Source organism: Kitasatospora sp. NPDC002551, assembly GCF_040296005.1.
Classification (GTDB): domain Bacteria; phylum Actinomycetota; class Actinomycetes; order Streptomycetales; family Streptomycetaceae; genus Kitasatospora.
In genome coordinates this window covers 1-25472 of the sequence record NZ_JBEOWI010000025.1, presented here as the reverse complement: position 1 = coordinate 25472, position 25472 = coordinate 1, and the positions used below count along the sequence as shown (strand labels likewise).

22 protein-coding genes are annotated in these 25472 nt (G+C 74.2%); 9 read left to right on the top strand and 13 right to left on the bottom strand.

The window, feature by feature from the left end; translation table 11 throughout:
* Positions 1–77: 77 nt before the first annotated feature.
* Positions 78–971 carry an SDR family oxidoreductase gene (locus ABT093_RS21450; RefSeq protein ID WP_502884276.1) on the bottom strand — a complete coding sequence of 298 codons (894 nt, stop codon included), beginning with the start codon at positions 969–971 and terminating at the stop codon, positions 78–80.
* 231 nt (positions 972–1202) lie between these two features.
* Between ABT093_RS21450 and ABT093_RS21445 the strand changes: the two genes are divergently transcribed.
* A complete protein-coding gene (locus ABT093_RS21445; RefSeq protein ID WP_350566538.1) occupies positions 1203–1676 on the top strand; it encodes a hemerythrin domain-containing protein in 474 nt (157 codons plus the stop codon).
* A 233-nt stretch (positions 1677–1909) separates the two neighbouring features.
* On the opposite strand, the gene ABT093_RS21440 is transcribed toward ABT093_RS21445, so the two are convergent.
* The 5 genes from ABT093_RS21440 to ABT093_RS21420 form a co-directional block, all read right to left on the bottom strand.
* Entirely contained in the window at positions 1910–2368 is a 459-nt protein-coding gene (locus ABT093_RS21440) for a P-loop NTPase family protein (RefSeq protein WP_350566536.1), read from the bottom strand.
* 147 nt (positions 2369–2515) lie between these two features.
* A complete protein-coding gene (locus ABT093_RS21435; protein ID WP_350566535.1) occupies positions 2516–2842 on the bottom strand; it encodes a MazG-like family protein in 327 nt (108 codons plus the stop codon).
* Between the two features lie 145 nt (positions 2843–2987).
* Entirely contained in the window at positions 2988–3899 is a 912-nt protein-coding gene (locus ABT093_RS21430) for a hypothetical protein (protein WP_350566533.1), read from the bottom strand.
* Positions 3900–4196: 297 nt separating this feature from the next.
* Positions 4197–5036 (bottom strand): class I SAM-dependent methyltransferase, encoded by an 840-nt coding sequence (locus tag ABT093_RS21425; protein WP_350566531.1) that lies wholly within the window; start codon positions 5034–5036, stop codon positions 4197–4199.
* Between the two features lie 161 nt (positions 5037–5197).
* Positions 5198–6091 carry a spermidine synthase gene (locus tag ABT093_RS21420; RefSeq protein WP_502884275.1) on the bottom strand — a complete coding sequence of 298 codons (894 nt, stop codon included), beginning with the start codon at positions 6089–6091 and terminating at the stop codon, positions 5198–5200.
* Between the two features lie 106 nt (positions 6092–6197).
* On the opposite strand from ABT093_RS21420, the gene ABT093_RS21415 reads away from it, so the two are divergent.
* Complete coding sequence (locus ABT093_RS21415) at positions 6198–7157, top strand: alpha/beta hydrolase (RefSeq protein WP_350566529.1); 960 nt, start codon at positions 6198–6200, stop codon at positions 7155–7157.
* A 148-nt stretch (positions 7158–7305) separates the two neighbouring features.
* Positions 7306–8739: a selenium-binding protein SBP56-related protein gene (locus tag ABT093_RS21410; protein WP_350566527.1), complete on the top strand. Its 1434-nt coding sequence runs from the start codon at positions 7306–7308 to the stop codon at positions 8737–8739.
* 57 nt (positions 8740–8796) lie between these two features.
* On the opposite strand, the gene ABT093_RS21405 is transcribed toward ABT093_RS21410, so the two are convergent.
* Together ABT093_RS21405 and ABT093_RS21400 are read right to left on the bottom strand one after the other, a co-directional pair.
* A complete protein-coding gene (locus ABT093_RS21405) occupies positions 8797–10185 on the bottom strand; it encodes a globin domain-containing protein (protein ID WP_350566525.1) in 1389 nt (462 codons plus the stop codon).
* A gap of 199 nt (positions 10186–10384) precedes the next feature.
* The gene (locus ABT093_RS21400) at positions 10385–11347 is read right to left on the bottom strand and encodes a helix-turn-helix domain-containing protein (RefSeq protein WP_350566524.1); all 963 of its coding nucleotides are present in this window, start codon (positions 11345–11347) and stop codon (positions 10385–10387) included.
* A 127-nt stretch (positions 11348–11474) separates the two neighbouring features.
* Here ABT093_RS21400 and ABT093_RS21395 point away from each other — a divergent pair, with 127 nt between their 5' ends.
* Entirely contained in the window at positions 11475–12644 is a 1170-nt protein-coding gene (locus ABT093_RS21395; RefSeq protein WP_350566522.1) for an NAD(P)-dependent alcohol dehydrogenase, read from the top strand.
* 264 nt (positions 12645–12908) lie between these two features.
* Here ABT093_RS21395 and ABT093_RS21390 read toward each other — a convergent pair whose 3' ends face one another.
* From ABT093_RS21390 to ABT093_RS21380, 3 genes are all read right to left on the bottom strand, one after another.
* Positions 12909–13559, bottom strand: a complete 651-nt coding sequence (locus ABT093_RS21390; protein ID WP_350566520.1) for a DUF6114 domain-containing protein — start codon at positions 13557–13559, stop codon at positions 12909–12911.
* Between the two features lie 2 nt (positions 13560–13561).
* Positions 13562–14218, bottom strand: a complete 657-nt coding sequence (locus ABT093_RS21385; RefSeq protein ID WP_350566518.1) for a DUF6230 family protein — start codon at positions 14216–14218, stop codon at positions 13562–13564.
* 181 nt (positions 14219–14399) lie between these two features.
* Positions 14400–15137, bottom strand: coding sequence for a TetR/AcrR family transcriptional regulator (locus ABT093_RS21380; RefSeq protein ID WP_350566516.1), 738 nt, complete (start codon positions 15135–15137; stop codon positions 14400–14402).
* Between the two features lie 478 nt (positions 15138–15615).
* Here ABT093_RS21380 and ABT093_RS21375 point away from each other — a divergent pair, with 478 nt between their 5' ends.
* The 3 genes from ABT093_RS21375 to ABT093_RS21365 all read left to right on the top strand — a co-directional run bounded on the left by ABT093_RS21375 (position 15616) and on the right by ABT093_RS21365 (position 19018).
* Positions 15616–16305: a Tat pathway signal sequence domain protein gene (locus ABT093_RS21375; RefSeq protein WP_350566514.1), complete on the top strand. Its 690-nt coding sequence runs from the start codon at positions 15616–15618 to the stop codon at positions 16303–16305.
* Between the two features lie 173 nt (positions 16306–16478).
* Positions 16479–17351 (top strand): AAA family ATPase, encoded by an 873-nt coding sequence (locus ABT093_RS21370; RefSeq protein ID WP_350566513.1) that lies wholly within the window; start codon positions 16479–16481, stop codon positions 17349–17351.
* Entirely contained in the window at positions 17348–19018 is a 1671-nt protein-coding gene (locus tag ABT093_RS21365; RefSeq protein ID WP_350566511.1) for a vWA domain-containing protein, read from the top strand. Before ABT093_RS21370 ends, ABT093_RS21365 begins: the two co-directional genes overlap by 4 nt.
* A 79-nt stretch (positions 19019–19097) precedes the next feature.
* Here ABT093_RS21365 and ABT093_RS21360 read toward each other — a convergent pair whose 3' ends face one another.
* Both ABT093_RS21360 and ABT093_RS21355 read right to left on the bottom strand, forming a co-directional pair.
* A complete protein-coding gene (locus ABT093_RS21360; protein WP_350566509.1) occupies positions 19098–20093 on the bottom strand; it encodes an alpha/beta fold hydrolase in 996 nt (331 codons plus the stop codon).
* Positions 20094–20269: 176 nt separating this feature from the next.
* Entirely contained in the window at positions 20270–23764 is a 3495-nt protein-coding gene (locus ABT093_RS21355) for a S8 family serine peptidase (protein WP_350566507.1), read from the bottom strand.
* 202 nt (positions 23765–23966) lie between these two features.
* On the opposite strand from ABT093_RS21355, the gene ABT093_RS21350 reads away from it, so the two are divergent.
* Both ABT093_RS21350 and ABT093_RS21345 read left to right on the top strand, forming a co-directional pair.
* Positions 23967–24506 carry a SigE family RNA polymerase sigma factor gene (locus ABT093_RS21350; RefSeq protein WP_350566505.1) on the top strand — a complete coding sequence of 180 codons (540 nt, stop codon included), beginning with the start codon at positions 23967–23969 and terminating at the stop codon, positions 24504–24506.
* A gap of 46 nt (positions 24507–24552) precedes the next feature.
* Complete coding sequence (locus ABT093_RS21345; RefSeq protein ID WP_350566504.1) at positions 24553–25374, top strand: hypothetical protein; 822 nt, start codon at positions 24553–24555, stop codon at positions 25372–25374.
* Positions 25375–25472: the final 98 nt, after the last annotated feature.

The following is a 25472-nucleotide window of genomic DNA, read 5'->3' as shown; positions in this document are numbered from 1 at the left end:
CTCTCCGAACGGCGACACAACACGGAGCCTCTCGGCCGGGGGCCGCTCCCGCGCCTCACCGTCGAGGGGGCCGGGGCTCAGGGCAGGGGGATGCCGCCGGTGGCGTTGACGATCTCACCGGTGATGTAGGAGGCCTCGGGGGACGCGAGGAAGACATAGGCGGGAGCCATCTCGGCGGGCTGCGCGGCACGCCCCATCGGGGACTGCTCACCAAAGCGCGCGACCTTGTCCTCGTCCATGGTGGCCGGGATCAGGGGCGTCCACACCGGACCGGGGGCGACGGCGTTGACCCGGATACCGTCGGGGGCGAGCTGCACGGCCAGGCCCTGGGTGAACGCGACGATCGCGGCCTTGGTCATCGCGTAGTCGAGCAGGTGCGGGCTGGGCTTGTACGCCTGCACCGAGGCGGTGTTGACGACCGACGCGCCCTCCCGCAGGTGCGGAAGTGCCGCCTGGGTGAGCCAGAACATGCCGTACAGATTGGTCTTCATCACGCGGTCGAACTGGTCGCTGCTGATCGCGGCCAGGCCGTCCGGCTGGGACATCTGGTAGGCCGCGTTGTTCACCAGGACGTCCAGGCCGCCCAGTTCCCGGACACACCGCTGTACGAGGTCCGCGCAGAACCCCTCCTCGCGGATGTCACCGGCGACAACCACCGCACGACGACCGGCCTCCTCGACCAGACGGACCGTCGCGTCGGCGTCCTGCTGCTCGGCGGGCAGGTGACAGAACGCCACATCGGCGCCCTCCCGGGCGAACGCCAGGGCCACGGCCCGCCCGATCCCGGAGTCACCGCCCGTGATCAGGGCAACCCGACCCGCGAGCCGGCCCGACCCCCGGTAGCTGTCCTCCCCGTGATCGGGTACCGGCTCCATGGCCTCACCGCGTCCCGGGTGTTGCTGGGACTGCTGCGGCATCGGCGGCTCCGGCCGTCGGCGCGCCGGTTGGGACGCGGTCGGCTGATCGCTCATCACAGGACTACGGCCTTTCCGGTCTCCGGAGGGACGTGCATCACGGTCGCGGCTACCCGTCGGCCTTCGCCCCAACCCATCCCGCTCGATCCTGGCGCCCGGGCCGGACCGTGGCGCGGCGGACTGCTGCACCCGGGTGGCCCGGCCGGGCGGGCGGGGTGAGCCGACCGATCGCGGGTACGCGTGCCCCACACACCGACCCACCCGTTGCCCACCTCACCGGAGGACCGTATGGACGCGATCGTGTTGCTCAAGGACGACCACAAGACCGTGGAGAAGCTCTTCAAGGCCTTCGAGAAGGCCGGCGACCACGCGTACGCGGAGAAGCGGAAGATCGTCGACCAGGTGATCGAGGAGCTCACCGTCCACGCCGTCATCGAGGAACGGGTCTTCTACCCGGCCGCCCGCGAGGCCGCCCCGGACACCAAGGACCACGTCCTGGAAAGCATCGAGGAGCACCACGTCGTGGTGTGGATGCTGTCCGAGCTGGCCGCCATGGATCCGAAGGACGAGCGGTTCGACGCCAAGATGACCGTGCTGATGGAGAACGTGCGCCACCACGTCGAGGAGGAGGAGAAGGACTGGTTCCCCGAGGTCCGCAAGGCCATGGGCCGCAACCGCCTGGTCGAACTCGGCGAACGGCTCCAGGAAGCGAAGGAGGCCGCCACCCGGGACCCCCTGAAGGTCCCGAGCGCCGACGCCTGACTGCCGTGGGCAAGACGACGTCCCGGTCGGCCTGGTCGACCGACCGGGGATGGGGGCCTCCCATTCTCCTCCTGCCGGCGCGGCCGCGGCCCCGCTCGGCAGGCAATGGTTCCCCGCATCGTTGCCGGCCGACCGGGTAGCGGCTCTGCGGCGGCCGACGCTGTCGGAGCCGTTCATCATCGCGGGCCCGGACCGCGTACCCGGGCCCAGCGGTACGGACCGGTGCCGTATGGTCACGCGGGCACTCGCCGACGCGGCAGCGCGCCCGCACCCGGCCACCGCCAGAACCGCCCCGGCACATACCTCATCTGGTCGGCCTTCGCCGTTGCGCCGAGGCGGTGGGTGATCAGAATGACGGTGGTACCCAGGTCGGTGAGCTGGCGGGTCCGCTCGAACGCTTCGACCTCTGCCTGCGGGTCGAGGGCGGAGGTGGGTTCGTCGACGACGACCAGCGCAGGCAGGCGGTTGGCGGTGTCGGGTGTGGTCAGGCGCGGGCGAATGCGGGCCAGGGCGACCTTCTGCCACTGCCTGCCGGAGAACTGGACACCACCGATCCGGTCCGGATGGCCACCACCGCCGTGCCGGCGGCGGCGAGCGGGATCGAGGAACCGCGGCATCTGCCGGGCCACCGCCAAGAACGTCACCTCCCCACTGGCCGTCTCGTGCTTGGCCCAGCCGTAGTCGTACTTCATCGGCCCCCGAACAGCAGCTGCTCGCTGTCGGAGACCTCCTCGGCGGTTTTCGGCCTACTGCTCATCCGGTCCTTCCGTCAGCGGGTGGGCGCGGCGTGGAGCCCGGGGACGGGGGCGAACTCCCGTCCCCGGGCTGCGGACGGGGGCTCAGGCCGGGGCACTGTCACTCGTGTCGCGGGCGGCGACCGAGCGCAGGTGTTCGTCGAAGAAGCGGCGGGGGTCGCCGCCCATCCGGGCGAGCATCACGAGGGCGGACAGCGCCACGTCGCAGGTTTCCTTGCGCACGTCGTCCCAGTCGTGGGAGAAGCCCTTGCGGGGGTTGGCGCCGAGTGCCCCGATGACGGCTTCCGCGACTTCCCCGGCCTCTTCCTGGAGCTTGAGGGCCTGGACGGTCCAGCGGAGCTCGTCACTGCGGTCGAAGTGGCTATCGAGCCTGCCTGCAAGGGAGCTGACGATTTCCCAGGTCTCTTCCATGGGTGAGGATCCTGTCGCTGTTCGAATGGGGCGATCAAGCCGATTCGTAATCTGACGGTTCCCGGCGAGCCCCGCTCCTTTCGATTCCCAGGCCACACCGGACCGACTCGGTGGCAGCGCGGCTGACTTCGGGGTCTTGCCGCCGTCAGCCGCCGGCCAGGTCGTCAATGATCTTTTCGGTGGTGTCGAGCGCGGTCTCCAGTTCTTCGCGCGGCGGGTCGGGGAGGGTGCCTTCGCCGAGCCCGCACGCGGTGATCTGCCGGATCAGCCGGTCGTGCTGGTGCGCACTGAGGAGGCTGGTGCAGCCGGGGTGGGCGAGCAGGTCGCGGGCGGTGTAGCCGTCGGGCCGGGCGAGGGTGCGGTCGATCAGTTCGACGGCGACGGGATGGGCCCGCGGTGTGGCTCCGGTTCCCGGTCCGATGCGGCCGCCGACTTCGGGTTCCCCTGTCTGCGCCGAGGACATGACGGTGGGCCGGCAACGGTGTGCCAGCCACACCGTGGGAACGCTCCGCGGGCGGTCGCTTCCGTCACTTGACGTGGTTCGGCCGACCCCCGGCGCCTCTTTCCGGTCGTGCGCGTCGCGCAGGGCGCCTCGGGAAGCCGCCCCGAGCTTCGGGAAGCGCTGACGGAGGTGGGTGGAGACCATGCACGGCGAGAGGAACGGCCGTTCTCCGATCTCCCTGTTGGTGAGGTCGGCCGCAGATCGAGCAGACCAGGCCGCCCATTGCTCACCGCACGGTGCTACCGCCTCCGGAGCCATCACCAGCCTCCGGTAGCTGACCCTGAGTTCCGATGGCAGCCCCACCATCGCGGCAACCCGCCTCGCCTCCCAGGCCGACGGGCAACCGCATACGGTGGCGGCCCGCCCCGCGGGGTCAACGAAACGTTCGCCGTCACAGATGTGGTCAATCCCGTGAGCGCCTCGCCGAACCATTCGGGAGGAAATTGCCTCCGGCCCGTCGACGATGACCGAGAGGGCCTTCCGGTCCGTGATCACTCGAAACTTCTGCCCCACCGTCTCCTCGACCGAGCCTCCGAGGGCGGCTGGAATCTCCATCGCCGATTCATGGGTCCTCATCTCAAAGCACCAGGTCATGCCAGGAACGACCCGGCCAACGGCCGTGTTCGCAGGTGAACCTGACCCAGGCGGCGGCTGGGTGGACGCCAAAGTACAGGGCACGGTGCCTCTCTCTCCTGCGCAGGCTGGCGAGAGACCAATCCCCATGTGACGGTCAGGTTCGGCCCGGCCGTCGATTCCGTGTAGGCCCACCGGCCCGGTGCCAGCGTGAACAACGTCTTCGACTCTGGCCTTCCAGCCGACGCGGCACTCCACCAGGTGGGCATATCCGCTCGACTACGCCGGTTCGGGGCCTTCGGCGAAGTTCAGGACCGTGACCGAGGGACGGTGGGCGGCCAGCCACGGGGCGGTCAGGGCCAGGGGCAGGAGGGCGCCCAGCAGACCGCGTCCGCCCGTCGGGCGGACGTCGCGGACGGCCGTCACCGCCGGGCTCGCGGTGCGGAGCTTGTCGCGTTCGCCGGCGTCCATCGCCCAGGGCATGGCGGGCACCTGGTAGGCGGCAGTACGCATCCTCCCGCTCGTGGCGAGCCGTGCGAACCACCGCGGTACGGCGTCCACGATCATCGAGCCGCCGGGGAACCGGTCCGCGCAGCCCGCGATCAGGGCTTTCACCTGGGCCGGGGGGAGGTACATGCACAGGCCCTGCGTAGTGACCAGAACTGCGCGGGCGCGGTCCACCTCCTCGGACCAGGCGGCCAGGTCGGTGGCGTCGGCGGGCAGGTAGCGCTGGCGTGGGCCGGGCGGGAGGAGGTGCTCACGCAGGGCGATCATTTCGGGGAGGTCGACGGTGAGCCACTGGGCGCGGCCGTTGTCGATCCGCCAGTACTGCGTCTCCAGGCCCTCGCCCAGGCAGACCACCGTGCCGCGCGGCTCGCGGGCCAGGAAGTCCGCCACCTCGCGGTCGAAGCAGCCCACCCGTAGCGCCTGCAGCTGGGAGTGCGGGCCGATGGTGCCGAACCGCTCCTCGAAGGGGTAGTCGATCCGCTCGACGAGTTCGACGGCCTTGGGGTCGTGGAGCAGGCCGTCCGGCCGGCGGGCTTCGACGGACCGCTGCCAGAGGGTCCACAGCGCCGTCTCGGGCACCCCCGACAGGTCGGTCCGCTCCACGCTGCTCATCGCTCGCTCGCTTCCTCCGGTGTGGCGGGTGTGCCCCGTGGGCGCCCCAGCGCGGACCCGCCGATTCTGACACCGCGGGGCGTGCGAACCGGGGTGCGCGCGGCCTCGGCGCGCCGGGGCGCCCGGCCGAAGCGCTCGGCCGACGTGTGCGGACGGGGCGCTCAGCCCACGCTGAACGCCCCGTCCGGCGGCGGAGGGGAGTCGGTGGCGGTCGCGTCGGTGACCGGAGCCGTGCGGCCGGCGAAGTCCGCGAGGCCGGCGCCCTCGGTGAGCCGGGCCGGAAAGATGTCCCCGGCCAGCCGGCGGGCGAGGTCCGCGAGCGGCAGCGGCCCGGCCGAGCCGACCAGCAGGATGTTGCCGTACCGCCGCCCGCGCAGCACCGCGGGCTCGGCGATCAGGCAGGTCTGCGGGAAGACGGCGCGCAGCGTCGCCGCCTGGGCGCGGGCGAAGGCGAGCGGCGGGCCGTCGGCGAGGTTCGCCGCGTAGCAGCCGCCGGGGCGCAGCGCGGCCGCCGCCAGCCGCAGGAACTCCACCGAGGTGAGGTGGCCGGGGGTGCGCGAGCCGTGGAAGACGTCCGCGACGACGAGGTCCAGCGTGCCGGGTGCGGACCGCGCCCTCGCGTCGAGGGCGGCGCGGGCGTCCCCGACCCCGGCGGTGATGTCGACGCCGGGCCCGCGCCACGGGAGGTGCTGCTCGACGAGGGCGAGCAGCGGGCCGTCCACCTCCACCACGTGCTGGCGCGAGCCGGGGCGGGTGGCGGCCAGGTAGCGGGGCAGGGTGAGCGCGCCGCCGCCCAGGTGGAGGGCGTCCAGCGGGCGGCCCGGCTCGGCGAGCGCGTCGACGAGGTGGCCGAGGCGCTGGGTGTACTCGAACTCCAGGTGGGTCGGGTCGCCGAGGTCGACGTAGGACTGCGGGGTGTCGTCGAGGGTCAGCAGCCAGCCGCCGTCGCTGTCGACGTCGGGCAGGAGCTTGGCCTGCCCGAGGTCGGTGCGCCGCGCGACCGGCACGGGGTCGTCGGCCGGGGGCGAGTCGGGAGGTTCGGGCATCTCGGGCATGTCCGCAGCATAGGGGCCCGGCCCGCGTCGCCGTCACGCCGGAGGCTACCGGCCGGTATCGTCGTGGTTCCCCGAGATTCCGAGCAGAGAGCGGGTGCGTGCGGCCATGGAGTTCCGCGAAGACATCCTGGGTGCCCCCTACGAGGCGGCCGAGCTGCCGCTGCGGCCGGACGAGGAGGGCGAGGTCTCGGCGACCCTGGTCCGCCGGCTGGTCCCCGGGTCGGACCGGGCCGTCCTGTACATCCACGGCTACAACGACTACTGGTTCCAGACCCACCTCGCCGACCACTATGCCGCAGCCGGCTTCTCCTTCTACGCGCTCGACCTGCGCAAGTACGGCCGCTCGCTGCGCCCGCACCACTCGCCGAACTTCGTGCGCCACCTCGCGACGTACGACGAGGAGCTGGACGAGGCGGTGCGGATCATCCGGCAGCAGGACGGCCACACCCGGCTGCTGGTCAACGGCCACTCCACCGGCGGCCTGATCGCCGCGCTGTGGGCCGGGCGCCGCACCGGGCGGGGCCTGGTCGACGGCCTGTTCCTCAACAGCCCGTTCCTCTCCATGCCGGCCGCGCCCGCCGTACGCACCCTCGGCGCCCCGGCGCTGGACGCGCTCGGCCGCTTCGCGCCCACCCGGGTGCTGCCCTCCGCGCTCAACCCGCACTACGTGCACAGCCTGCACCGCGACTTCCGCGGCGAGTGGGACTTCGACCTCAGCCTCAAGCCGGCCGAGGGCGTGCCGCTGTTCGCCGGCTGGCTGGCGGCCGTCCAGCGCGGCCACCGGGAGCTGCGGCGCGGGCTCGGGATCGACGTGCCGGTGCTGCTGATGGCCTCCACCGCCTCCATCTCCACCACCCGCTGGCACGCCGCCCTGCACCACGCGGACGCCGTCCTGCGCGCCGACGACATCGCCGCCGCCGGCCCCCACCTGGGCCGCCATGTGACGATCGTGCGGATCAAGGGCGGCATGCACGACCTCGTGCTGTCCGGGGAGACCGCCCGCGCCCAGGTGTTCGCCGAGCTCGACCGCTGGATCGGGGCGTACTTCCCGATCGCGGTGGGCTGAACCGTCCGCGCCCCGCGGGGGGCCGGGGGCGCGCCGCCCCCGGCCCCCCGCCCGCTCCCCGTGCGCCTGCTGTGCGCCCGCGAGTCTGTGGAAGGCTACCCGGGCCCCTGTCACTTCCCTTGCCCAACAGGCGAGTTGAGGAGCCAGCATGCCGCATGGACACGGCCCGCACGACGACCGGCAGCCCGGACACAGCGATCCCTCCCTCTACCGCACGCCCGCCGAGGCGATCGCCGCGCCGCCGGAGAAGCTCGCCTACGTGGCGGGCTTCGACCGCTCGGCGCAGCGGCCGGACGCGCTGATCACCGTCGACACCGACCCGGCGTCGGCGAGCTACGGGCGCGTGCTCAACTTCACCGACATGCCCGGGGTGGGCGACGAGCTGCACCACTTCGGCTGGAACGCCTGCTCCAGCGCGCTCGCGCACGCCGGCCACCACGACGCCGAGCGGCGCTACCTGCTGCTGCCGGGCCTGCGCTCCTCGCAGCTGCACGTCCTGGACACCCGACCGGACCCGGTCCGGCCGCGGCTGGTGAAGACGGTGGCGGCGGAGGAGCTGGCGGCCCGAGCCGGGTACTCGCGCCCGCACACCCTGCACTGCGGGCCGGACGGCGTCTTCCTGTCCTGCCTGGGCGCGGCCGCCGGAGGCGACGGCCCCGGCGGGGTCGCCCTGCTCGACCACACCACCTTCGACGTGCTGCGCCCCTGGGAGACCGAGCGCGGCCCGCAGCACTTCTCCTACGACGTGTGGTGGCACCTGGGCACCAACGTGGGCGTCACCAGCGAGTGGGGCACCCCGTGGATGGTCGAGGACGGCGTGGTGCCGGAGCTGCTGCTGGGCCGCAAGTACGGGCACGCGCTGCACTTCTGGGAGCTGGACTCGGGGCGGCACCTGCAGCGGATCGACCTGGGCGACCAGTACCAGATGGTGCTGGAGCTGCGCCCGGCCCACGACCCGCAGGCCGAGTGGGGGTTCGCCGGGGTGGTCACCAACGTGGAGGACCTCTCGGCCTCGGTCTGGCTCTGGTACCGGGACGGCGAGGCGTTCACCGCGCGCAAGGTGATCGAGATCCCCGCCGAGCCGGCGAAGGCCGAGGACCTGCCGCCCGTCCTGCAGCCGTTCGGCGCGGTGCCGCCGCTGGTCACCGACATCAACCTGTCGGTGGACGACCGCTGGCTGTACGTCTCCGCCTGGGGCACCGGCGAGCTGCTGCAGTACGACGTGGCGGACCCGTTCCACCCCCGCCTCACCGGGTCCGTGCGGCTCGGCGGGGTGACGGCGCGCACCCCGCACCCGGCCGAGCCGGACCGCCCGTTGAGCGGTGCCCCGCAGATGGTCGAGATCAGCCGGGACGGGCGGCGGCTCTACCTCACCAACTCGCTGTACGGGGCGTGGGACGACCAGTTCTACCCGGACGGCGTCGAGCCGTGGATCGTCAAGCTGGACGCCGACCCGGAGCTGGGCGGGCTCACCGTGGACCCGCGGTTCTTCCCGCACGGTGAGGACTTCCGGGGGCTGCGGGTGCACCAGACGCACCTGGCGGGCGGGGACGCCTCCTCGGACTCGTACTGCTACCGGTAGGCGTACTGCTGCCGGTGGGCGTACTGCCACCGGTGGCGGGGGCGGGCGGACCGGGGCTCAGAGGCGGCTGAGCACCGGGTCGTGGTGGATCCGGGTGGACGGCAGACCGGAGGCGGCCAGCCGGGTGCGGACCTCGTCGACCAGGCCCGCCGGGCCGCTGACGCAGGCCAGGTGCTCGGACCAGTCACCGGCCCGGCTGACCGCCTCGGCCAGCCGCCCGCCCGGGCCCGCCGGACCGTCGGCGGTGTCGTCCGCGACCGGGATCAGCTCCAACCAGGGCTTGCGCCCGCCGAGTTCGGTGAGGGCCGGCCAGTCGTAGAGGTCGGCCCGGGCGCGGGCGCCGACGAACAGGTGGACCCGGCGACCGCGCGCGGGGTGCTCCACCAGCTGCTCGACGATCGCCTTCATCGGGGCGAGCCCGGTACCGCCGGCCACCAGCAGGAGGTCCCGGGTGTCGTCCTCGGGCATCAGCGTGCCGCGCGGCGGGCCGAGCCGCAGCCGCTCGCCGACGGCGGTGTGCTCGACCAGCGCCTCGCTCACCCCGCCCGGCCCGGTGCGGCGGACGTGGAACTCCAGCTCGTTGTCGGCGCGCGGCGCGCAGCCCATCGAGTACTGCCGCCAGGTGTGCGGCAGCATCGGGTGCTCGACGGTGCCGTACTGCCCGGCCCGGTACGGGTACGGCTCGCCGGTGCGCACCCGGAGCACGGCGAGGTCGGCGCGGCGGCGCTCGTGGCCGACGACGGTGGCGTGCCAGTACGGGGGTTCGGTGAGCGCCGACTCCGCGCCCGCCACCATGGAGCGGACGGCGAAGCGCAGCATCCGCACCCAGGCGGCCTCCAGTTCGTCGGTCCAGTGCGCGCCCGCCCGGAGCCGCAGCGCCTGGCAGAGCGCCTCCTCGAAGGCCTCGTAGTGGACCGGGCGCACGCCCAGCTTGCGGTGGTCGCGGCCGAGCTGGCCGAGCGTGGCGGCGAGCCGGTCGGGCCGGTGCAGGTGCTCGATCAGGTAGTCGAACATCCGCTCCAGGTGGACCTGCTGGAACTCCATGGACTCCGGGAACAGCCCGCGCAGGAAGGGGCGGCGGCGGAACATGAACGCGTAGAGGTGGTCGATCAGGTCGGCGAACGGGGTGACCAGGCCGAGACCGCCGAGGATCAGCCGCTGGTCGGCGGCGGCGTCGTGGTCCCGGGCGTAGGCCTCGTGCGCGGCCGGGGCGTCGTGCGTGCCGCTCGTGCCCGTGGCGCCGTGGGCGCCGTACGCACCGTGGGCGCCGTAGGCCTTCGCGGACGGCTGGGCACCGGGGCGGGGGCCGGGAGCGCCGCCCGGGAGCGCGGGCGCTGCGGCGAAGGACGGCGCCGGCGCCAGGATCTGCCGACGCAGCCGCATGGCGTGGTGGCGCGCGATCAGCCGGTCGTACTCGGTGGTGCCGCTGGGGGTGTCCGTGTCCATGATCCGCAGCCTAACCAGCTGTCAGCAACCTTCTGGACAACGGCTGTTCACCGTCCGGACGGCCTCCGGGCCGATTTCGGGCAGGGGGTGGCCCGGATCGGCGACAGGTCCAGTAAACGGCCGCTCGCGGGATCCGGACAGGGCCGGTGGTCCCGGGTCCACCGGGACCACCGGACCGGGTGGGGCCCCGGGAAGAGGACTACCGACCTGTCGACGGACCGGGTCCGGGCTCCGGCGCGGATGCGGGCGCGGGTGCGGGTGCGGGCGCGGGTGTGGGTGTGGGTGCGGGTGTCCGCCCCTGTGCCGGGCCGGGTCGCTGCTCGGTGGCCGTCCAGCTGGCGAGCAGGCGCAGGCACTCGGCCGAGGCGGAGCCCGGATCCGCGTGGTAGGCGACCAGCACCTGGTCCGGGTCCCCCGCAGGACGGAAGGTCTCGTAGCGCAGGGTCAGCGGGCCGACCACCGGGTGGTGCAGCTCCTTGAGGCCGTGGCCCTTGTCCCGGACGTCGTGCGCGGCCCACAGCCGGCGGAAGTCCTCGCTCTTCACGGACAGCTCGCCGATCAGCGAGGCGAGCCGGGGGTCGTCCGGGTCGCGGCCCGCGTCGAAGCGGAGCATCCCCACCAGGTCGGTCGCCTTGCCCTCCCAGTCCACGTACAGCTCACGGGCGGACGGGTCCAGGAAGACCAGCCAGGCCAGGTTCCGCTGCTCCGGCGCGAGCGCGGAGACATCGCCGATCAGGGCGTTGCCGAGCCGGTTCCAGGCGATCACGTCGAGCCGCCGCCCGAGCACGTACGCCGGGACGCCCTCCATCGCGTCCAGCAGTTGCTGCAGTTCGGGCCGCACCTGCTGCGGACGCCGCGTGCGGGCCCGCCCCGCGCCCCGGCGGAGCGGCTGGGTGATCCGGCGCAGGTGATCGCGCTCGGCGGAGTCCAGGCGCAGGGCGCGGGCGATCGCGTCGAGGACGGCCGTCGAGACGTTCTCGCCGTGCCCCTGCTCCAGCCGCACGTAGTAGGCCGTGCTCACACCGGCCAGCTGGGCCAGCTCCTCGCGGCGCAGCCCGGGCACCCGACGTCGGCCGCCGTATTCGGGCAGCCCGACGTCGGCGGGCCGCAGCCGCGCCCGGCGGGACCGCAGGAATTCGCTGAGCTCGGTGCGCTGGTCCATGCCAGCAGTATGGGCCCGGGTCCGGGGAGGCGGCGGTGCGGAGGGTGATACTGCCGATGGTAGGAACGGGGAACCTACGACGATCACTGGTCTGGCCGGGCGTGAACGGCGCGCCGAGCCTTGAGGCATGACGAACACGACGATCACCGACGCGATCACCGGCACGATCACCGACGCTGACGCCGAGGCCGCTACCGACGTCGACGCCGAGGCCGGCACCGAGAGCGCGGCCGGCGTCTCGACCGCCGGGGCCGGGCGGACCGAGGCCTACGCCGCCCCGGCCCCCGGGGCGCCGCTGGAGCGGACCACCGTGCCGCGCCGGGCGCTCGGCGCCCACGACATCCTCATCGACGTCCGCTACGCGGGCATCTGCCACTCGGACATCCACCAGGTCGGCGAGGAGTGGGGCCCAGGGATCTTCCCGATGGTCCCGGGCCACGAGATCGCCGGGGTGGTCGCGGCGGTCGGCGCCGGGGTCTCCCGCTGGTCGGTCGGCGACCGGGTCGGCGTCGGCTGCTTCGTCGACTCCTGCCGGGAGTGCGACAACTGCCGCGCCGGGCTGCAGCAGTACTGCACGGGCGAGGGCGGCACCGTCTTCACCTACAACGCCCTCGGGCGGGACGGCGCCCCGACGTACGGCGGGTACGCCCGCCAGCTGGTGGTCGACGAGCAGTACGCCCTGCGCATCCCCGACGCGCTGCCGCTGGACACCGCCGCGCCGCTGCTCTGCGCGGGCATCACGCTGTACTCCCCGCTCACCCACTGGGGCGCCGGGCCCGGCCGCAAGGTCGCCGTGGTCGGCCTCGGTGGCCTCGGCCACCTCGGGGTGAAGATCGCCCGGGCCAAGGGGGCCGAGGTCACCGTGCTCAGCCAGTCGCTGCGCAAGCGCGAGGACGGACTGCGGCTCGGCGCCCACGACTACCGGGCCACCTCCGACCCGGCGACGTTCACGGAGCTGGCGGGCCGCTTCGACCTCGTGGTCAACACCGTCTCGGCCGATCTGGACCTGAGCGCCTACCTCGGACTGCTGCGGACCGACGGCACGCTGGTCCAGCTCGGAGCGCCGGAGAAGCCGGTCGGCGTGGGCGCGCACGCGCTTCTCACCGGGCGCCGGTCGATCGCGGGCTCGATGATCGGCGGGCTGCCGGAGACCCAGGAGATGCTGGACTTCTGCGCCGAGCACGGCATCGGCGCGGAGATCGAACTGATCCGGGCCGACCGGATCAACGAGGCGTACGAGCGCGTGCTGCGCAGCGATGTGCACTACCGCTTCGTCATCGACGCGACGACCATCTGACGCGGGGCCGTCCGGTCCGGACGGGCCCGTCCGGACCGGCCTGGTCCAGCCCGGCCCGGCCTGACAGCGCGCGTACGGCGCCCCGTCCCCGGTGCTCTCCCATCGCCGGGGGCGGGGCGCCGGTCCTGGGCCGGCCGTCGGCGGGAGTCGGGCGTCGGCCGTCGGCCGTCGGGCGAGTCGCTCGCCGACGGGGGTGCTCGCCGACGGGGGCGGTCGCGGCCGTGCCGGACGCGGGGTCTGCGTCGGGCGCCGGCCGTGACCGCCTCAGACGCCGGCCGGTCCGGCGGCCTTCCGGCGGGCCTGGCCCCGGCGCAGCAGGCGGCGGCGCGGGGGCTGGTCCGGTATCCAGCCGAAGGTGAGGCAGCTGCCGATCACGCCGAACAGCATGCCGATCAGGAAGCCGCCCAGGTTGGAGGTGAGCCAACTGCCCAGCGACGCCAGCACGGCGACGATCGAATAGAACAGCCGCTGGGCCGGGTTGAACAGGATCAGCAGGCCGCAGACCACCATGACCGTCGGGACGAGGTAGCCGGACAGCCCCTGGAGCCCGATGTGCAGGACGACGGGCAGCGGGGCGCGCAGGGTGAAGAGGATCTCCGCGCCGCCGAACAGGACCAGCACTCCGCCCCAGAACGGCCGCCGTCCCCGCCAGCCGCGCCAGGCCGGGCGGGCCCGGGCGGCGGTGAGCGCTCCGGCCCGGGCGGCCTGCGGCTCCGGCACCGGCGCGGCCTCGTTCACCGGCTCGGACCCGGTGGCCGGCGCGGGTTCGGTGGCCGGCGCGGGTTCGGTGGCCGGCGCGGGTTCGGAGGCCACCGGCACGGGCGCGGGGGCCGGCTCTGGCGCCGGGGCCGGCACGGGCGCCGGCTCGGGCTCGGGCTCGGGCTCGGGCTCGGGCTCGGGCTCGGGCTCGGCCACCGTCAGCAGCCCTCGGAGCTGAAGCTCAGCCGCAGGTTGGGCAGTTTGAAGGCGCCGGCCGTGGTGGCGTAGTTGTGCTGCCGCAGGTTGCGGATCTGAACGGTGTCGGCCTGTTGCCCGAAGACTCCGGGCAGGCCCTTGACGCCGGCCTTGGTGAACGTGCTCGCGTCGCCGCCGATCTCGATGTTCTTGAACTCGGCGTCGCCGGAGAGCAGGTCGGAGTCGGTGGTGAGGTCGGTGGCGGTCACGGGCGTCCCGGCGTCACCGGCCTTGATCAGCAGGTTGATGCCGCCGAGTTCGACGCTCTGGCAGAGCTTGGTGAGCGAGGCCTCCTTGATCGCGGAGACCGCGACCAGCACCTGCCCGCCGGTGTCCCCGGCGTTGGGGCTGTCCTCGATCATGTGGTCCAGGCTGCCGAACTGTTCGAAGCCGACGCCGTCCAGGCTGTCGGCGGTGACGGTGAACGGCATGCCGGAGATCGCGAACTGGGCGGCGAGCACGCCCTGCGCGGTCAGGGTCATCAGCACGGCGCCGGCGGCGACGGCGGGAACGGCCATCAACGCGGTGCGCTTCAGCCGGACCCGGCCTCTGCGCTGCACGGGCGTCTCCGCGGTGTCGGCGGTGCTCTCGGTGTGGGCGGCGTCCTCGGACGTGGCCATGTGCGCTCCCTCGGGTGATGGGGACGGGCAGTCACTGGCACGTTGTCCTGGCGCGGACAGCGTTCTGCGGCACGGCCGGGAGGGACCGCCCCTCGGCAGCGGGGCGGGCCGGTCGGCCGCAGTGGGTAACTGGGAAGCTACTGCCCAGTATTGAAGCGGGTCAATACGGGCGCACGAAGGATCATCGTCCGCTCCCGGCGGGTTCGCCCCACGGCGTCGGGTCCAGCGACAGACGGCGCGCCGCCTCGGCCGGACCCAGGAAAGGAGCCAGGCAGAAGAGGCTCAAGGTCGGCAGGAGATCAGGGAGTTCGGCGGTGCGGTCGTTGTCGATGCAACGCTGGAGGGTGCAGTAGACGCCGCCGACCACGGCGTCCACCATCGCCTCCGCCTTCACCCCGCCGGGGAGTTCGGGCACCTCGGCGAAGAACGCCCGGAAGCGGGTGAGGAGTTGTTCGCGCTCGCGGCGCCCTGCCGGACCGACCGCGTCCAGCTCGATGACCGCCATGGTCGCGAAGGCCGGCACCCCGGCCAGCAGACCGAGCATCGCCCGCAGCGCCTCGCGGATCCCGGTGCACCAGTCCGGCGCCGCCGCGAACGCGGCCGCCATCCGGCGGATCACCACCCCGGTGCCGTGCCGGTGGGCGGCGAGGAAGGCGTCCTCCTTGCCGGTGAACAGCTCGTAGAAGACCGGCCTGGTCACCCCGGCCGCACGGCAGATGTCACTCACCGTGGCGCGCTGGTAGCCGTGCTGCGCCACGGTGAGCACCAGGCCGTCGAGCAGGCGCTCGCGCTGGGTCGCGGCGACCACCCCCGGCGGCAGCCGGCTCGGGCCGCGCTTGATCGACCGGGCGGGGTCGCGCCCGGTGCGGGCGCCGGGCAGCAGGACGGTTTCGGCGTGCCGACGGGTTTCCGGGTTCATCGCCAACTCCTGTGTTTCTTCTTGACATTGACGTGACATCCGGTTTACAACACTGGCGGGTTTCCAATCTGCGGCGGACGCCGCCGGAAGCCCGCACGCGTTCCGACTGCTCAGTATGGCGAACGCATGCCCGGCGGTGGCAGCCGCCGACGTGCACCCTGCACCGCGGGTACCCTCGTGCCCCACCCTTGCTCCACCTCCGCTCCATCCCGCCGTACTCAGCCGTACCCGACCGCCTCCGGCCCGGCCGGCCGTGCGCGGTCGGTCCGGGCCGTGCCGTACCCGCCGCACAGCGTCGTGCCGCCGGTACCGCCGCCCGTACGGGCGGGCCCGTGGCGCCGGGCCCGCCGAGTCGCCGTCCGCGGTGCCCGTTCCGCTTCATCCCGTCGTGGTCACCCCGCGGCCGACGCCGCCGCGCGCACCCCCACCCCGACCGCGCGGGCTCCCCCACCCGACTCGCCCGGAGAGGCACACCCTCATGCGCATCCGCCGTACCCTCGGAACCGCGGCCCTCGCCGCCGCCGCGGTCCTGGCCGCCGGCACCGTCGCCCCCGCCCAGGCCGCCGCCCCCGCCGCCAACGCCGTCGCCGTGCTCACCCACACCTCGCTCGCCGGCCCGAACGTCTCCGTCGGTGACGTGCTCGTCGCCAACCTGGTGGCCGGTACCACCGCCAACTTCTACTCCAGCGCCACCGGAACGACCGGCATCAAGTGCGCCACCTCCGCGTTCTCCGCGACCGTCCTGACCAACCCGGCCGCCCCGGGGGTCGCCACCGAGTCGCTCAACACCCAGTCCTTCGGCTCCTGCACCGCCAACGTCATCGGCGTGACCGGCGTGCAGAGCATCACCGTCAACAACCTCCCGTACACCAACTCGGTCAGCGACGCCCCGGGCAACCCGGTCTCGCTCGACCCGACCTCGGCCGGACCGGTGCAGACCACCGTCGTGCTGAAGACCATCCTCGGCACCATCACCTGCGTCTACCGCGCCGCCGGCGGTCTGGCCGGCACGACCAACAACGTCGGCCAGACCATCGGCTTCAACGCCCAGGCGCTGCCGAAGTTCTCCGGTCCGAGCACCTGCTTCCCGGTCGGCTACTTCAGCGCCACCTACGGCCCGGTCCGGGACAGCTCGGTGGCCGGGAGCCCGGTCGTCTACGTCAACTGACGCCCCCGCGGCGCGGTTGAGTTCGCCCGGCCGGCGGTCCCCGACCGCCGGCCGGGCATGGCCGTGCCGTGCCGTGCCCCGTCCTGCCGTGCCCCTCCGCGCCCGGGACAGCGAAGTGACCCACCGGTAGGGTGCTGGCAACAGGCACCGGACGACGGGGATGTGGGGCACGCATGGGCGGCGAGGGCACGCAGTTCTTCGAGTCGGTGGCCGACACGGCCGCCCGGCTGGCCGAGGCCGGCTACCTGGCCTCCACCGACGTGGCGACCACCGTCTTCCTCGCCGACCGGCTCGGCAAACCGCTGCTCGTCGAGGGGCCGGCCGGCGTCGGCAAGACCGAACTGGCCAAGGCCGTCGCCGCCACCGGCCGCGCCCGGCTGGTGCGGCTGCAGTGCTACGAGGGCATCGACGAGGCCCGCGCCCTGTACGAGTGGAACCACGCCAAGCAGCTGCTGCGGATCACCGCCGGGCGCGACGAGGGCTGGGACCAGGCCCGTACCGACATCTTCGGCGAGGAGTTCCTGCTCACCCGGCCCCTGCTGACCGCCATCCGCGGCGACGAGCCGACCGTGCTGCTCATCGACGAGATGGACAAGGCCGACGTCGAGGTCGAGGCGCTGCTGCTCGAGGTGCTCAGCGACTTCCAGGTCACCGTGCCCGAGCTGGGCACCATCACGGCGAGCCGCCGCCCGTTCGTCCTCCTCACCTCCAATGCCACCCGGGAGCTCTCCGAGGCGCTGCGCCGGCGCTGCCTGTTCCTCCACCTCGGCTACCCGGAGGCCGAGCTGGAGCGCCGGATCGTCCGGCTGCGCGTCCCCGGTCTGGACGCCGCGCTCGCCGAGTCGCTGGTGCGGGTGGTCGGCGCGCTGCGGGCAATGGAGCTGCGCAAGGCCCCCTCGGTCGCCGAGACCGTCGACTGGGCCCGCACCCTGCTCGCCCTCGGTGCCGACACTCTGGATGAGACGGTCGTGCGCGCCACCCTCGGGGTGGTCCTCAAGCACCAGGACGACGTGCTGAAGGCCACGCAGAAGCTCACCGTGGCATGAGCGTTCCCCCGCAACCGGCGGACGGAGCCACGGCGACGGGTGGCGCGACAGGCGGTGGCACGGCGGTCGGCGGCGCGGCGGACGGCGGCGCGGCGGACGGCGGCGCGGCGGACGGCGGCGGCGCGGCATCGAGGGCGGGTGCCCCAGCGGCGGACCTCGCCGCCCGGCTGACCGGCTTCGTACGCGCCCTGCGCGGCCACGGCCTGCGGATCGGGCCTGCCGAGACGGTCGACGCCGCGGCCGTCCTGGACGTCCTCGGCCTCGCCGACCGCGAGCAGGTCAGGGCCGGGCTGGCCGCCGCCCTGCTGCGCTCCGACGGGCAGCGCGGGGTCTTCGACGCCGCGTTCGACCTGTTCTTCCCGCTCGGCGTCGGCGACCCCGAGACCGTGCGCCGCGCCTCCGGCCCGGACGCCTCCGACCCCGCCCTGCGGGATCCGGCGGCACCGGAGCCGGACCAGCCTGACCTCGCCCCGCTGGACCCGGCTCACCTGGACCTGGCCCGGCTGGACCCGGCTCAGCTGGACCTGGCCGCCCTGCGCGAGGACCTCCGGGCCCGGCTCGCGGCCGCGCTCGCCGCCGACGACCGGGCCGCCCAGGCCCGGCTCGCGGGCGAGGCGGTCGCCGCCTTCGGCCGGTACGGCACCGCCGGCGGCTCCGGACGCCCCGGCAGCGACGGCTGGTCCGCCTACCAGACCCTCGGCCGGCTCTCCCCGGAAACCCTGCTGGCCCGGGTGCTCGCGGCGCTGCGCGCGGGCGCCGCCGGCCGGGCCGCCCCCGGCCCCGACGACCTGGCCGATCACCTCCTTCCCGACGAGATCCGCCGTCGTATCCAGGACTTCCGTGCCATGGTCGCCACCGAGGCCCGCCGCCGGGCCGCCGAAGTCCGCGGCACCGAGCACGTCGCCGAACGGGCCGTCGCGCCCAGCACCGACCGGATCGACTTCCTCGCCGCCGGGCGTGACCAGCTCGCCGAACTCCGCCGCACCGTCCACCCGCTGGCCCGCAAGCTGGCCACCCGGCTGGCCGCGCGCCGGCGCCGGGCGGCGCGCGGCCACATCGACCTGCGCCGCACCCTGCGCCGCTCGCTGTCCACCGGTGGCGTCCCGCTGCGCCCGGCCCACCGGTTGCGCCGACCAGCCCGGCCGGAGCTGGTCCTGATCTGCGACGTGTCCGGCTCGGTGGCGGGCTTCTCCGACTTCACCCTGCTGCTGGTCCAGGCGATGCGCGAGCAGTTCAGCAAGGTCCGGGTGTTCGCCTTCGTCAACCGCACCGCCGAGGTGACCGATCTGCTCACCCGCGGCGGGGGCGACCCGGCCGCCCTGGCCCGGCGGATCCTGACCGAGGCCAAGGTGACGGGCTACCACGGCAACAGCGACTACGGCTCGGCGCTCGGCGAGTTCGCCGACCACCACCTGGACGCCGTGGGCCCGCGGACCAGTGTGCTGATCCTCGGCGACGCCCGGAACAACTACCGGGATCCCCGTACGGCCGCCCTCCAGCGCATCGCCGCCCGCGCCCGCCGGGTCTACTGGCTCAACCCGGAGCAGCCCGCCCTCTGGGGCACCGGTGACTCGGCCGCCCCGGCCTACGCCCAGGTGGTCGAGATGCACTGCTGCCGCAACGCCCGCCGACTGGGCGAGTTCATCGCCCGGCTGCTGCCGGTCTGAGGCCGGCGAGTGGGGCGGTTCGGTCCGGTCGTGCGGGCCGGTGCGGACCGGACCGCCCTCCGGTGGTCTCAGCCGTCCATCAGCCGTCCAGGTGCCGGAGGAAGTCCAGCAGGGCGGCGGTGACCTCGGCCGGGCTCTCCTGCTGCGTCCAGTGCCCGACGCCCGGGAGGGTGACCCTCCGGTGCAGCTTGGGCGTCAGGTGTTCCAGCAGCAGCCGCATCCCGTCCTCGGGGATCAGGGCCGTGACCATGTCCCGCTCCCCGGCGACGTAGAGGGCGGGGACGTCCACCGGCCGACCGGCGAGCCCGGCGAGCAGCTCGTTGTTCCGGTCGATGTTGCGGTACCAGTTGAGGCCGCCGGTGAAGGCCCGCTCGCCGTGCTCGGCGTAGTCGGCGACGAAGGCCTCGATGTCCGCCTCCGACAGCCAGGCGGGCAGCTTCTCCGGGTCGACGGTGCCGTCCAGCAGCGTCTGGCCCTCACCGACCACCCACGCCCGCGGCTCCGCGCCGCGCGGGTTGTCGCCGGAGCCGCTGTAGAGCATCCGGCGGAAGGTCGCGTGCGGGTCCCGGGCGAGTTCGGCGTCGGCGACACCGGGACGCTGGAAGTAGATCTGGTAGAAGCCCTCGCCGAACCGCTCCCTGGCCTCGGCCAGCGGCGGCAGGCCGAGGGTCGGCAGCGGCGGGACGCTGAGTCCGGCGACGCCGCGCACCAGGTCGGGACGGAGGGTCGCGGTGGTCCAGGCGACCGGGGCGCCCCAGTCGTGGCCGACGAGCACCGCGCGCTCCTCCCCCAGCGCCCGGATCAGGCCGGTGACGTCGCCGACCAGGTGGAGCAGGGTGTAGGCGTCGACCGAATCGGGCTGCTCGCTTCGGGCGTAGCCGCGCTGGTCGACGGCGACCACCCGGTAGCCCGCCGCGGCGAGCGGGGCGAACTGGTGCCGCCAGGAGTACCAGCTCTCCGGGAAGCCGTGCAGCAGCAGGACCAGCGGCCCCTCCCCCTGCTCGGCGACGTGCAGCCGAACGCCGTTCACCTCGACATGACGGTGCGCGATCCGTCCGTACGCCTGCTTGGTCATGCGGCCCTCCTCGTCGACGACTCGTCACCCGGCCGAACCGATAGCGTCCGACCGTTCGCTTCCTTCCCTGCCCACCGGGGCGCCCGGGGAACCACGGCTACCGTCCCGCCACGGCGCTCTCCTCCTTCCTCTCCTCGCTCCTGTCACTCCTGTCCGGTGCCCGTGCGCCCCGCCCGTCAGGGCTTCAAACGGTAGGCGTGCAGGATCGTCTGCTCGACCGCCGAGCCGTCCGCGTCCTGGGCGGTGACGCGCAGCGAGACGTCGGCCTCCCCCTGCGCGGGCGGGTCGACGATGATCCTGTGCGCACCCTGGCCGGCTCCGCTCACGGAGGCGTTCTGCCAGCTCGCACCGCCGTCGAAGGAGACCTCGGCGGTGAGCCGCGTCGTGGCGGGCGCGGGCGCGCCGCTCTGGCGCTCGACCCTGGCGGTGACCGTGTGCCGGTCACGCGGGGCCCGGCTCTCGGCGTCCACCGGGGCGCTCAGCCGGACCACGCCGATCGGCAGGGGTGCGGTGCGCACGGACCCGCCGGGACCGGCCGCGACGGGGCCGGAGCGGAAGGTCCAGGCGGCCTCGACGGTGCTGGAGAGCGCCCAGGCCTCGGCGCGGATCGCCTTGGCCGTCAGGCGGTAGGAGCCTTCGGTGGGCGGGACGGCGAAGGTCGCGGCCGGGGTGTCGGCGGCGCCGATCCGCTGACCGTCGCGGGCCAGTTCGAGCTGGACGGTGTCGTTCATCCGCAGCGGCAGCGGGGAGCCGTAGTGCCCGGGGGCGGCGTCGGTGAACAGCTGCGGGAAGACCGTCATGAAGTGGTCGCTGGTGCGGGCCATCGAGGCGGCGCCGTCCTTTCCGGCCGCGAGGCCCGGGCCGGTGACCGCGCCGTTCCACCACTCGACGCAGGACGCGCCGGCGTCGCAGGGGACCACGCCGCTCTGGGTGACGGCCGGCGGGAAGAGCTCCCCGCCGGGGCCCGCCTCCTGGCCGAAGTACGTCTCGCGCTGCTGCCCCCGGGTGGTGAAGTACTCGGTACGGGCGGCGGGCAGCGGGAAGGTCGGCTCGCCGTAGGTGAGCCCGCCGACGCCGTCGGCCTCGGCGTAGCTGCTCATCACTCCGCTGGTGCCGGCGGACTGGGCACCGTAGAGCGTGGAGACGGTGGCGAGGTCGGCCGGGGCGACCCGGAACGCCGGGTCCGGAAGGGCTCCCGTGGTGTGCAGGAACAGGTCGTAGCGGTCGGGCAGACGGCCGTCCTTGCGGGCCGGTCCGCTCTGCAGACTCTGCACCGAGAAGTCCACCGTGCCGGCGGCCGGCCTGGCACTCGGGATCACATAGAGGTTGCCGGGCGTGCCGAGGCTGAGGACCTCGCCGGCGCACGGGGTGCCCTTCGCGCTCCGGTAGCAGAAGGCGGCCGACAGCGAGAACGGCACGGCGTCCCGGTCCGGCACGGTGACGGTGATCTGCCGGCCCTGGCGGGCGTCGATGGAGAGCCGGCTGTCGCCACGCAGCTCCAGTTCGGGCTGGAGCAGCAGGGTGCCGGTGGTGGAGCGGCCGTTCCTCGCGGGGGTGACGAGCTTGCCGGCGAGGTTGTAGCGGCCCTCCGGGACACGGACGGTGGCGGTGCCGTCGGTGAACCGCAGCTCGTACGCCGCCCGGGTGTCGAGGTCGACGAGGTGGAGCTGGGAGCGGCCGGTCAGCCAGTCACCCGGCCCGAGCGGTGCTCCGTCACGGTCGACGGCCTGAACGGTGATCTCGTGGTGCACCGCCTCCCGGCTCAGGGCGAAGGCCGTGGTGACGGACGGCGCCGCCGGGCCGGCCTGCCCGCCGCCGGCGCCCGCGCCGGTGACGCCCGCGGTGACCCGGCCGCTGAGGGTGGCACCGGCGGCGACCGCCGCCGGGTCGACCGTGACGGTGGCCAGGCCGCTGCCACCGGCCGGGACGGTCAGCCGGGCCGGGGCCACGGTGAGCGCGCCGGCCGGTCCCGCGGAGCCGTCGGCGGCGGTGACCGAGCCGGCCAGGTCGAGGGTGACCGGCTCCGTGCCGGTGTTCCGGTAGGTGATGGTGCGGGTCACCGCGGGGCCGGTCTGCCGGTCGGTGAAGCGGATCCCGGTGGACTCGGCGGTGGCGAGGACGGTCTGCGCGGTGGCGCGGGCGACGTCCAGCCGGCCGGCGCCCTGCTGGTAGCTGCTCTGGTCGGCGGCGGGCCGCGCGGAGGAGGTGAGGGCCGCCTTCAGCTGCGGGCCCCTCCAGTCCGGGTGCTGCTGCAGCAGCAGGGCGGCGGCGCCGGCGGCGTGCGGGGCGGCCATCGAGGTTCCGGAGATGGCGGTGTAGTGGTCGCCGACCGGGTTCTGCCCGGTGGTGCCGGCGGCCCGGGCCGCGACGATGTCCGTGCCGGGCGCGGTGATGTCCGGCTTGACCGCGTGGTCGCCGGTGCGCGGCCCCTGGCTGGAGAGCGGCGCGAGCCGGTCGGCGCGGTCGACCGCGCCGACGGTGAGCGCGGCGTCGGCCGAGCCCGGGGAGCCGACCGTGCCGGCCCGGCCGCTGTTGCCCGCGGCGGCGACGAACAGCGTGCCGTACCGCTCGGAGAGCGTGTTGACCGCCTGGGCCATCGGGTCGGTGCCGTCGGTGGGCGCACCGGTCAGGCTGAGGTTGACGATCGGTGCCCGGGCGGCTGCCCACTCCATGCCCTGGAGCACCCACGACTCCTGGCCCCTGCCCTCGTCGTCGAGGACCTTGCCGACCAGCAGTTCGGCGTCGGGGGCGACGCCCTTGAAGCGGCCCTCGGCGGCGGCGCCGTCACCGCCGACGATCGAGGCGACGTGGGTGCCGTGCCCGTCGGCGTCCTTGACTCCGGTGGCCCCGCCGGTGAAGTCGGAGCTCTCGCCGATCGATCCGGCCAGGTCGGGGTGGCCGCCGTCGACGCCGCTGTCCAGCACCGCGACCTTGACGCCCCGTCCGGTGAGTCCGGAGCGCCAGGCCTCGGGCGCGCCGATCTGCGCGGTGGAGCGGTCCAGGGCTGCGCCGACCTTGCCGTCCAGCCAGATCTTCGCGACGCCCGGGGCGAGTTCGGCCGTCCCGGCGGGGTCCGGGGCCACGGTGGGGGCGGCGGCGGCCGGGCCGAGCCGCTGCCAGAGCTCCCCGGTGCGCGCCTTGTCGGCGCGCAGCGCCGTGCCGTGCACGCTCTCCAGCTCGCGCACGGCGGTGGCACCCGGCGGTGGAGCGGTGGCGGCGAGGCCGGCCGGGCCCTCCCCCGGCGCGCGGCCGACGATCAGCGGCAGCTCACGGCTGCCGCCGTCGTCGTAACCCTGGGCGATCAGCCCGGCGATGTCGAAGAGCCGCGGGTCGAGCCGGCCCGCGCGCAGCGGCTGGTCGGCGTCCTGCGGGACCAGGGTGAGGCTGCCGGGGACGCCCGGCACCCGGTTGAAGGCCATCCCCTCGCGGCCCGGGCCGGGCTGGACGCCGACCGGCGCCACCGTGCCGTCGGCGCCGACCCGGGCGGTGACCCGGTCGCCGGTGATCAGGGTGACCTGGACCAGCCTCCCCGGTCCGCCCGCGCCGCCCGGTACGGTGTCGGCGGGCGGGCCGGCCGGCCGCGCCCAGGCGGCCGGCGCGGTCACCGTCCCCACGAGTACCGCTCCCAGCAGAGCGGCCGTCAGCCGCCCCGTCCTCGATGTCCTGCGCATGCGCACCCGTCCCCTCCGGCGGGGCCCGGGTCGGGCCCGGTCCCCGCGTGTTCGGTCTGTCGTGGGGATCGACGGAACGGAGGACGGCGGAGGATGTCATGAGTCGTCAGGAAAAATCCCTCGAAAAAACTTCCCGAGCCGTGTCATCTCCGGGGCCGGTCCGTTCCGTCGGTGTGTGTACAGAGACGAACGGAGGCTTCCCATGCGCATCTCTGACCAGGACGAGTTCCGCGCCTTCGCGGAGGAGCGGCTGCCCGAGCTCCGGCGTACCGCTCACTGGATCTGCGGTGACTGGCACCACGCCGAGGACATCGCCCAGATCGCGCTGACCAAGATCTACGCGACCTGGGACCGCAGACACCGGATCGACAACCTGGAGGCCTTCGCCCAGACGGTAGTGACCCGCGCCAGCATCGACCACTGCAGACGACGATGGCGCAGGGAGCGGCCGGTCGAGACGCTGCCCGACTCCGCCGGGCCGCACACCGACCCGTCGCTCGGCCTGCAGGTCAGGACGGCCCTCAACGCCCTGCCGACGCGTCAGCGGGCGGTCGTGGTGCTGAGGTTCTGGGCCGACCTGGACATCGCGACGACGGCGAAGGCACTCAACTGCAGCGCCGGCACCGTCAAGAGCCACACCGCCCGGGCGCTCGCCAAGCTGCGCGAACTGCTGGGTGACGCCGATCCGTTCGAGCAGCTCACCGGCGCGCCCGGGCCCGCTCCCGCGACGCGCGCCCAGTGAGCGCATCCCTGAAGGAAGATCCGATGAACCCCGTGAAGGACACCCCGTGAGACACGACGACACCCACGAAGACCAGGAGCACATCCGCCTCCTCCTCGCGGCCGGGCTCGGCTCGGAACCGCCGCTGCGGGGCGGCACGGTCGAGGCCGCGATGGCCGCCGGCCGCCGCCGCAGCGGGGTCCGGAGGCTGGCGCGGACCGGAGCCGGTGCGGGCGTCACCGCCGCCCTCGCCACCCTGGTGGTGTGCCTCGCCTCGGCGGCCCCGGCAGGCGGGCCGGCGGTCGCCGCCGCCGGTGCGCCGGCCGATCCGCTGGCCGGCCCGGTGGCACTGGTCGGCGAGTCCGGCGAGACCCCGCAGGCGCTGCGGCCCGATTCCTTCGGGCCCGGCGCCGACCGGCCGACCGCCTGGACCAGCCAGCAGCTCGGGGCGACGCTCGCCGGCCTGCTGCCGGCCGGTGCCTCCGATGTCCGGGCCGGGGACATCGCCGGGCGAACCTTCCGGGTCGCCTGGAGCGGTGCGGCCGGCCCGGTGGAGTTCATCGGCGGCGCCGAGCGGACGGCGGACGCCCCGAAGGTGCCGCTCTGCGCCACGGTGGCCTTCCCGAAGATCACCCCGCCCCCCGGCCAACCCACACCCGAGGAGGTGCTGCCGGCCAACCGGTGCGAGCTGGTCGACCTGCCCGATGGCGCCCGCGCCGAGGCGGTGACGCTCACCTTCCCGCAGAGCGGGCGCACCTCGCAGTACGTCCGCGTGCTGCGGGCCGACGGCCGGACAGTCACCCTCCAGCAGTTCCCGGAGCGGCCGGAGGGCGCATTGGACCCGACCGCGCTGCTGGCGATCGCCAACGATCCGGCCTGGCGGTTCTGAGCTGCCTCGGCCCGTTCGAGCGGCACCAGTTCGCGCGGCGGCGCCTCCAGGGGCGTGCGGGGGCGTCCCACCGTCGCGGTGCGGCGGTTCTGCGGCTG

Bases quoted from the DNA above. Each gene is read 5' to 3' on its own strand.
- ABT093_RS21450 (WP_502884276.1), bottom strand. From the start codon at position 971: ATGAGCGATCAGCCGACCGCGTCCCAACCGGCGCGCCGACGGCCGGAG.
- ABT093_RS21445 (WP_350566538.1), top strand. From the start codon at position 1,203: ATGGACGCGATCGTGTTGCTCAAGGACGACCACAAGACCGTGGAGAAG.
- ABT093_RS21440 (WP_350566536.1), bottom strand. From the start codon at position 2,368: ATGAAGTACGACTACGGCTGGGCCAAGCACGAGACGGCCAGTGGGGAG.
- ABT093_RS21435 (WP_350566535.1), bottom strand. From the start codon at position 2,842: ATGGAAGAGACCTGGGAAATCGTCAGCTCCCTTGCAGGCAGGCTCGAT.
- ABT093_RS21430 (WP_350566533.1), bottom strand. From the start codon at position 3,899: ATGGAGATTCCAGCCGCCCTCGGAGGCTCGGTCGAGGAGACGGTGGGG.
- ABT093_RS21425 (WP_350566531.1), bottom strand. From the start codon at position 5,036: ATGAGCAGCGTGGAGCGGACCGACCTGTCGGGGGTGCCCGAGACGGCG.
- ABT093_RS21420 (WP_502884275.1), bottom strand. From the start codon at position 6,091: ATGCCCGAGATGCCCGAACCTCCCGACTCGCCCCCGGCCGACGACCCC.
- ABT093_RS21415 (WP_350566529.1), top strand. From the start codon at position 6,198: ATGGAGTTCCGCGAAGACATCCTGGGTGCCCCCTACGAGGCGGCCGAG.
- ABT093_RS21410 (WP_350566527.1), top strand. From the start codon at position 7,306: ATGCCGCATGGACACGGCCCGCACGACGACCGGCAGCCCGGACACAGC.
- ABT093_RS21405 (WP_350566525.1), bottom strand. From the start codon at position 10,185: ATGGACACGGACACCCCCAGCGGCACCACCGAGTACGACCGGCTGATC.
- ABT093_RS21400 (WP_350566524.1), bottom strand. From the start codon at position 11,347: ATGGACCAGCGCACCGAGCTCAGCGAATTCCTGCGGTCCCGCCGGGCG.
- ABT093_RS21395 (WP_350566522.1), top strand. From the start codon at position 11,475: ATGACGAACACGACGATCACCGACGCGATCACCGGCACGATCACCGAC.
- ABT093_RS21385 (WP_350566518.1), bottom strand. From the start codon at position 14,218: ATGGCCACGTCCGAGGACGCCGCCCACACCGAGAGCACCGCCGACACC.
- ABT093_RS21380 (WP_350566516.1), bottom strand. From the start codon at position 15,137: ATGAACCCGGAAACCCGTCGGCACGCCGAAACCGTCCTGCTGCCCGGC.
- ABT093_RS21375 (WP_350566514.1), top strand. From the start codon at position 15,616: ATGCGCATCCGCCGTACCCTCGGAACCGCGGCCCTCGCCGCCGCCGCG.
- ABT093_RS21370 (WP_350566513.1), top strand. From the start codon at position 16,479: ATGGGCGGCGAGGGCACGCAGTTCTTCGAGTCGGTGGCCGACACGGCC.
- ABT093_RS21365 (WP_350566511.1), top strand. From the start codon at position 17,348: ATGAGCGTTCCCCCGCAACCGGCGGACGGAGCCACGGCGACGGGTGGC.
- ABT093_RS21360 (WP_350566509.1), bottom strand. From the start codon at position 20,093: ATGACCAAGCAGGCGTACGGACGGATCGCGCACCGTCATGTCGAGGTG.
- ABT093_RS21355 (WP_350566507.1), bottom strand. From the start codon at position 23,764: ATGCGCAGGACATCGAGGACGGGGCGGCTGACGGCCGCTCTGCTGGGA.
- ABT093_RS21350 (WP_350566505.1), top strand. From the start codon at position 23,967: ATGCGCATCTCTGACCAGGACGAGTTCCGCGCCTTCGCGGAGGAGCGG.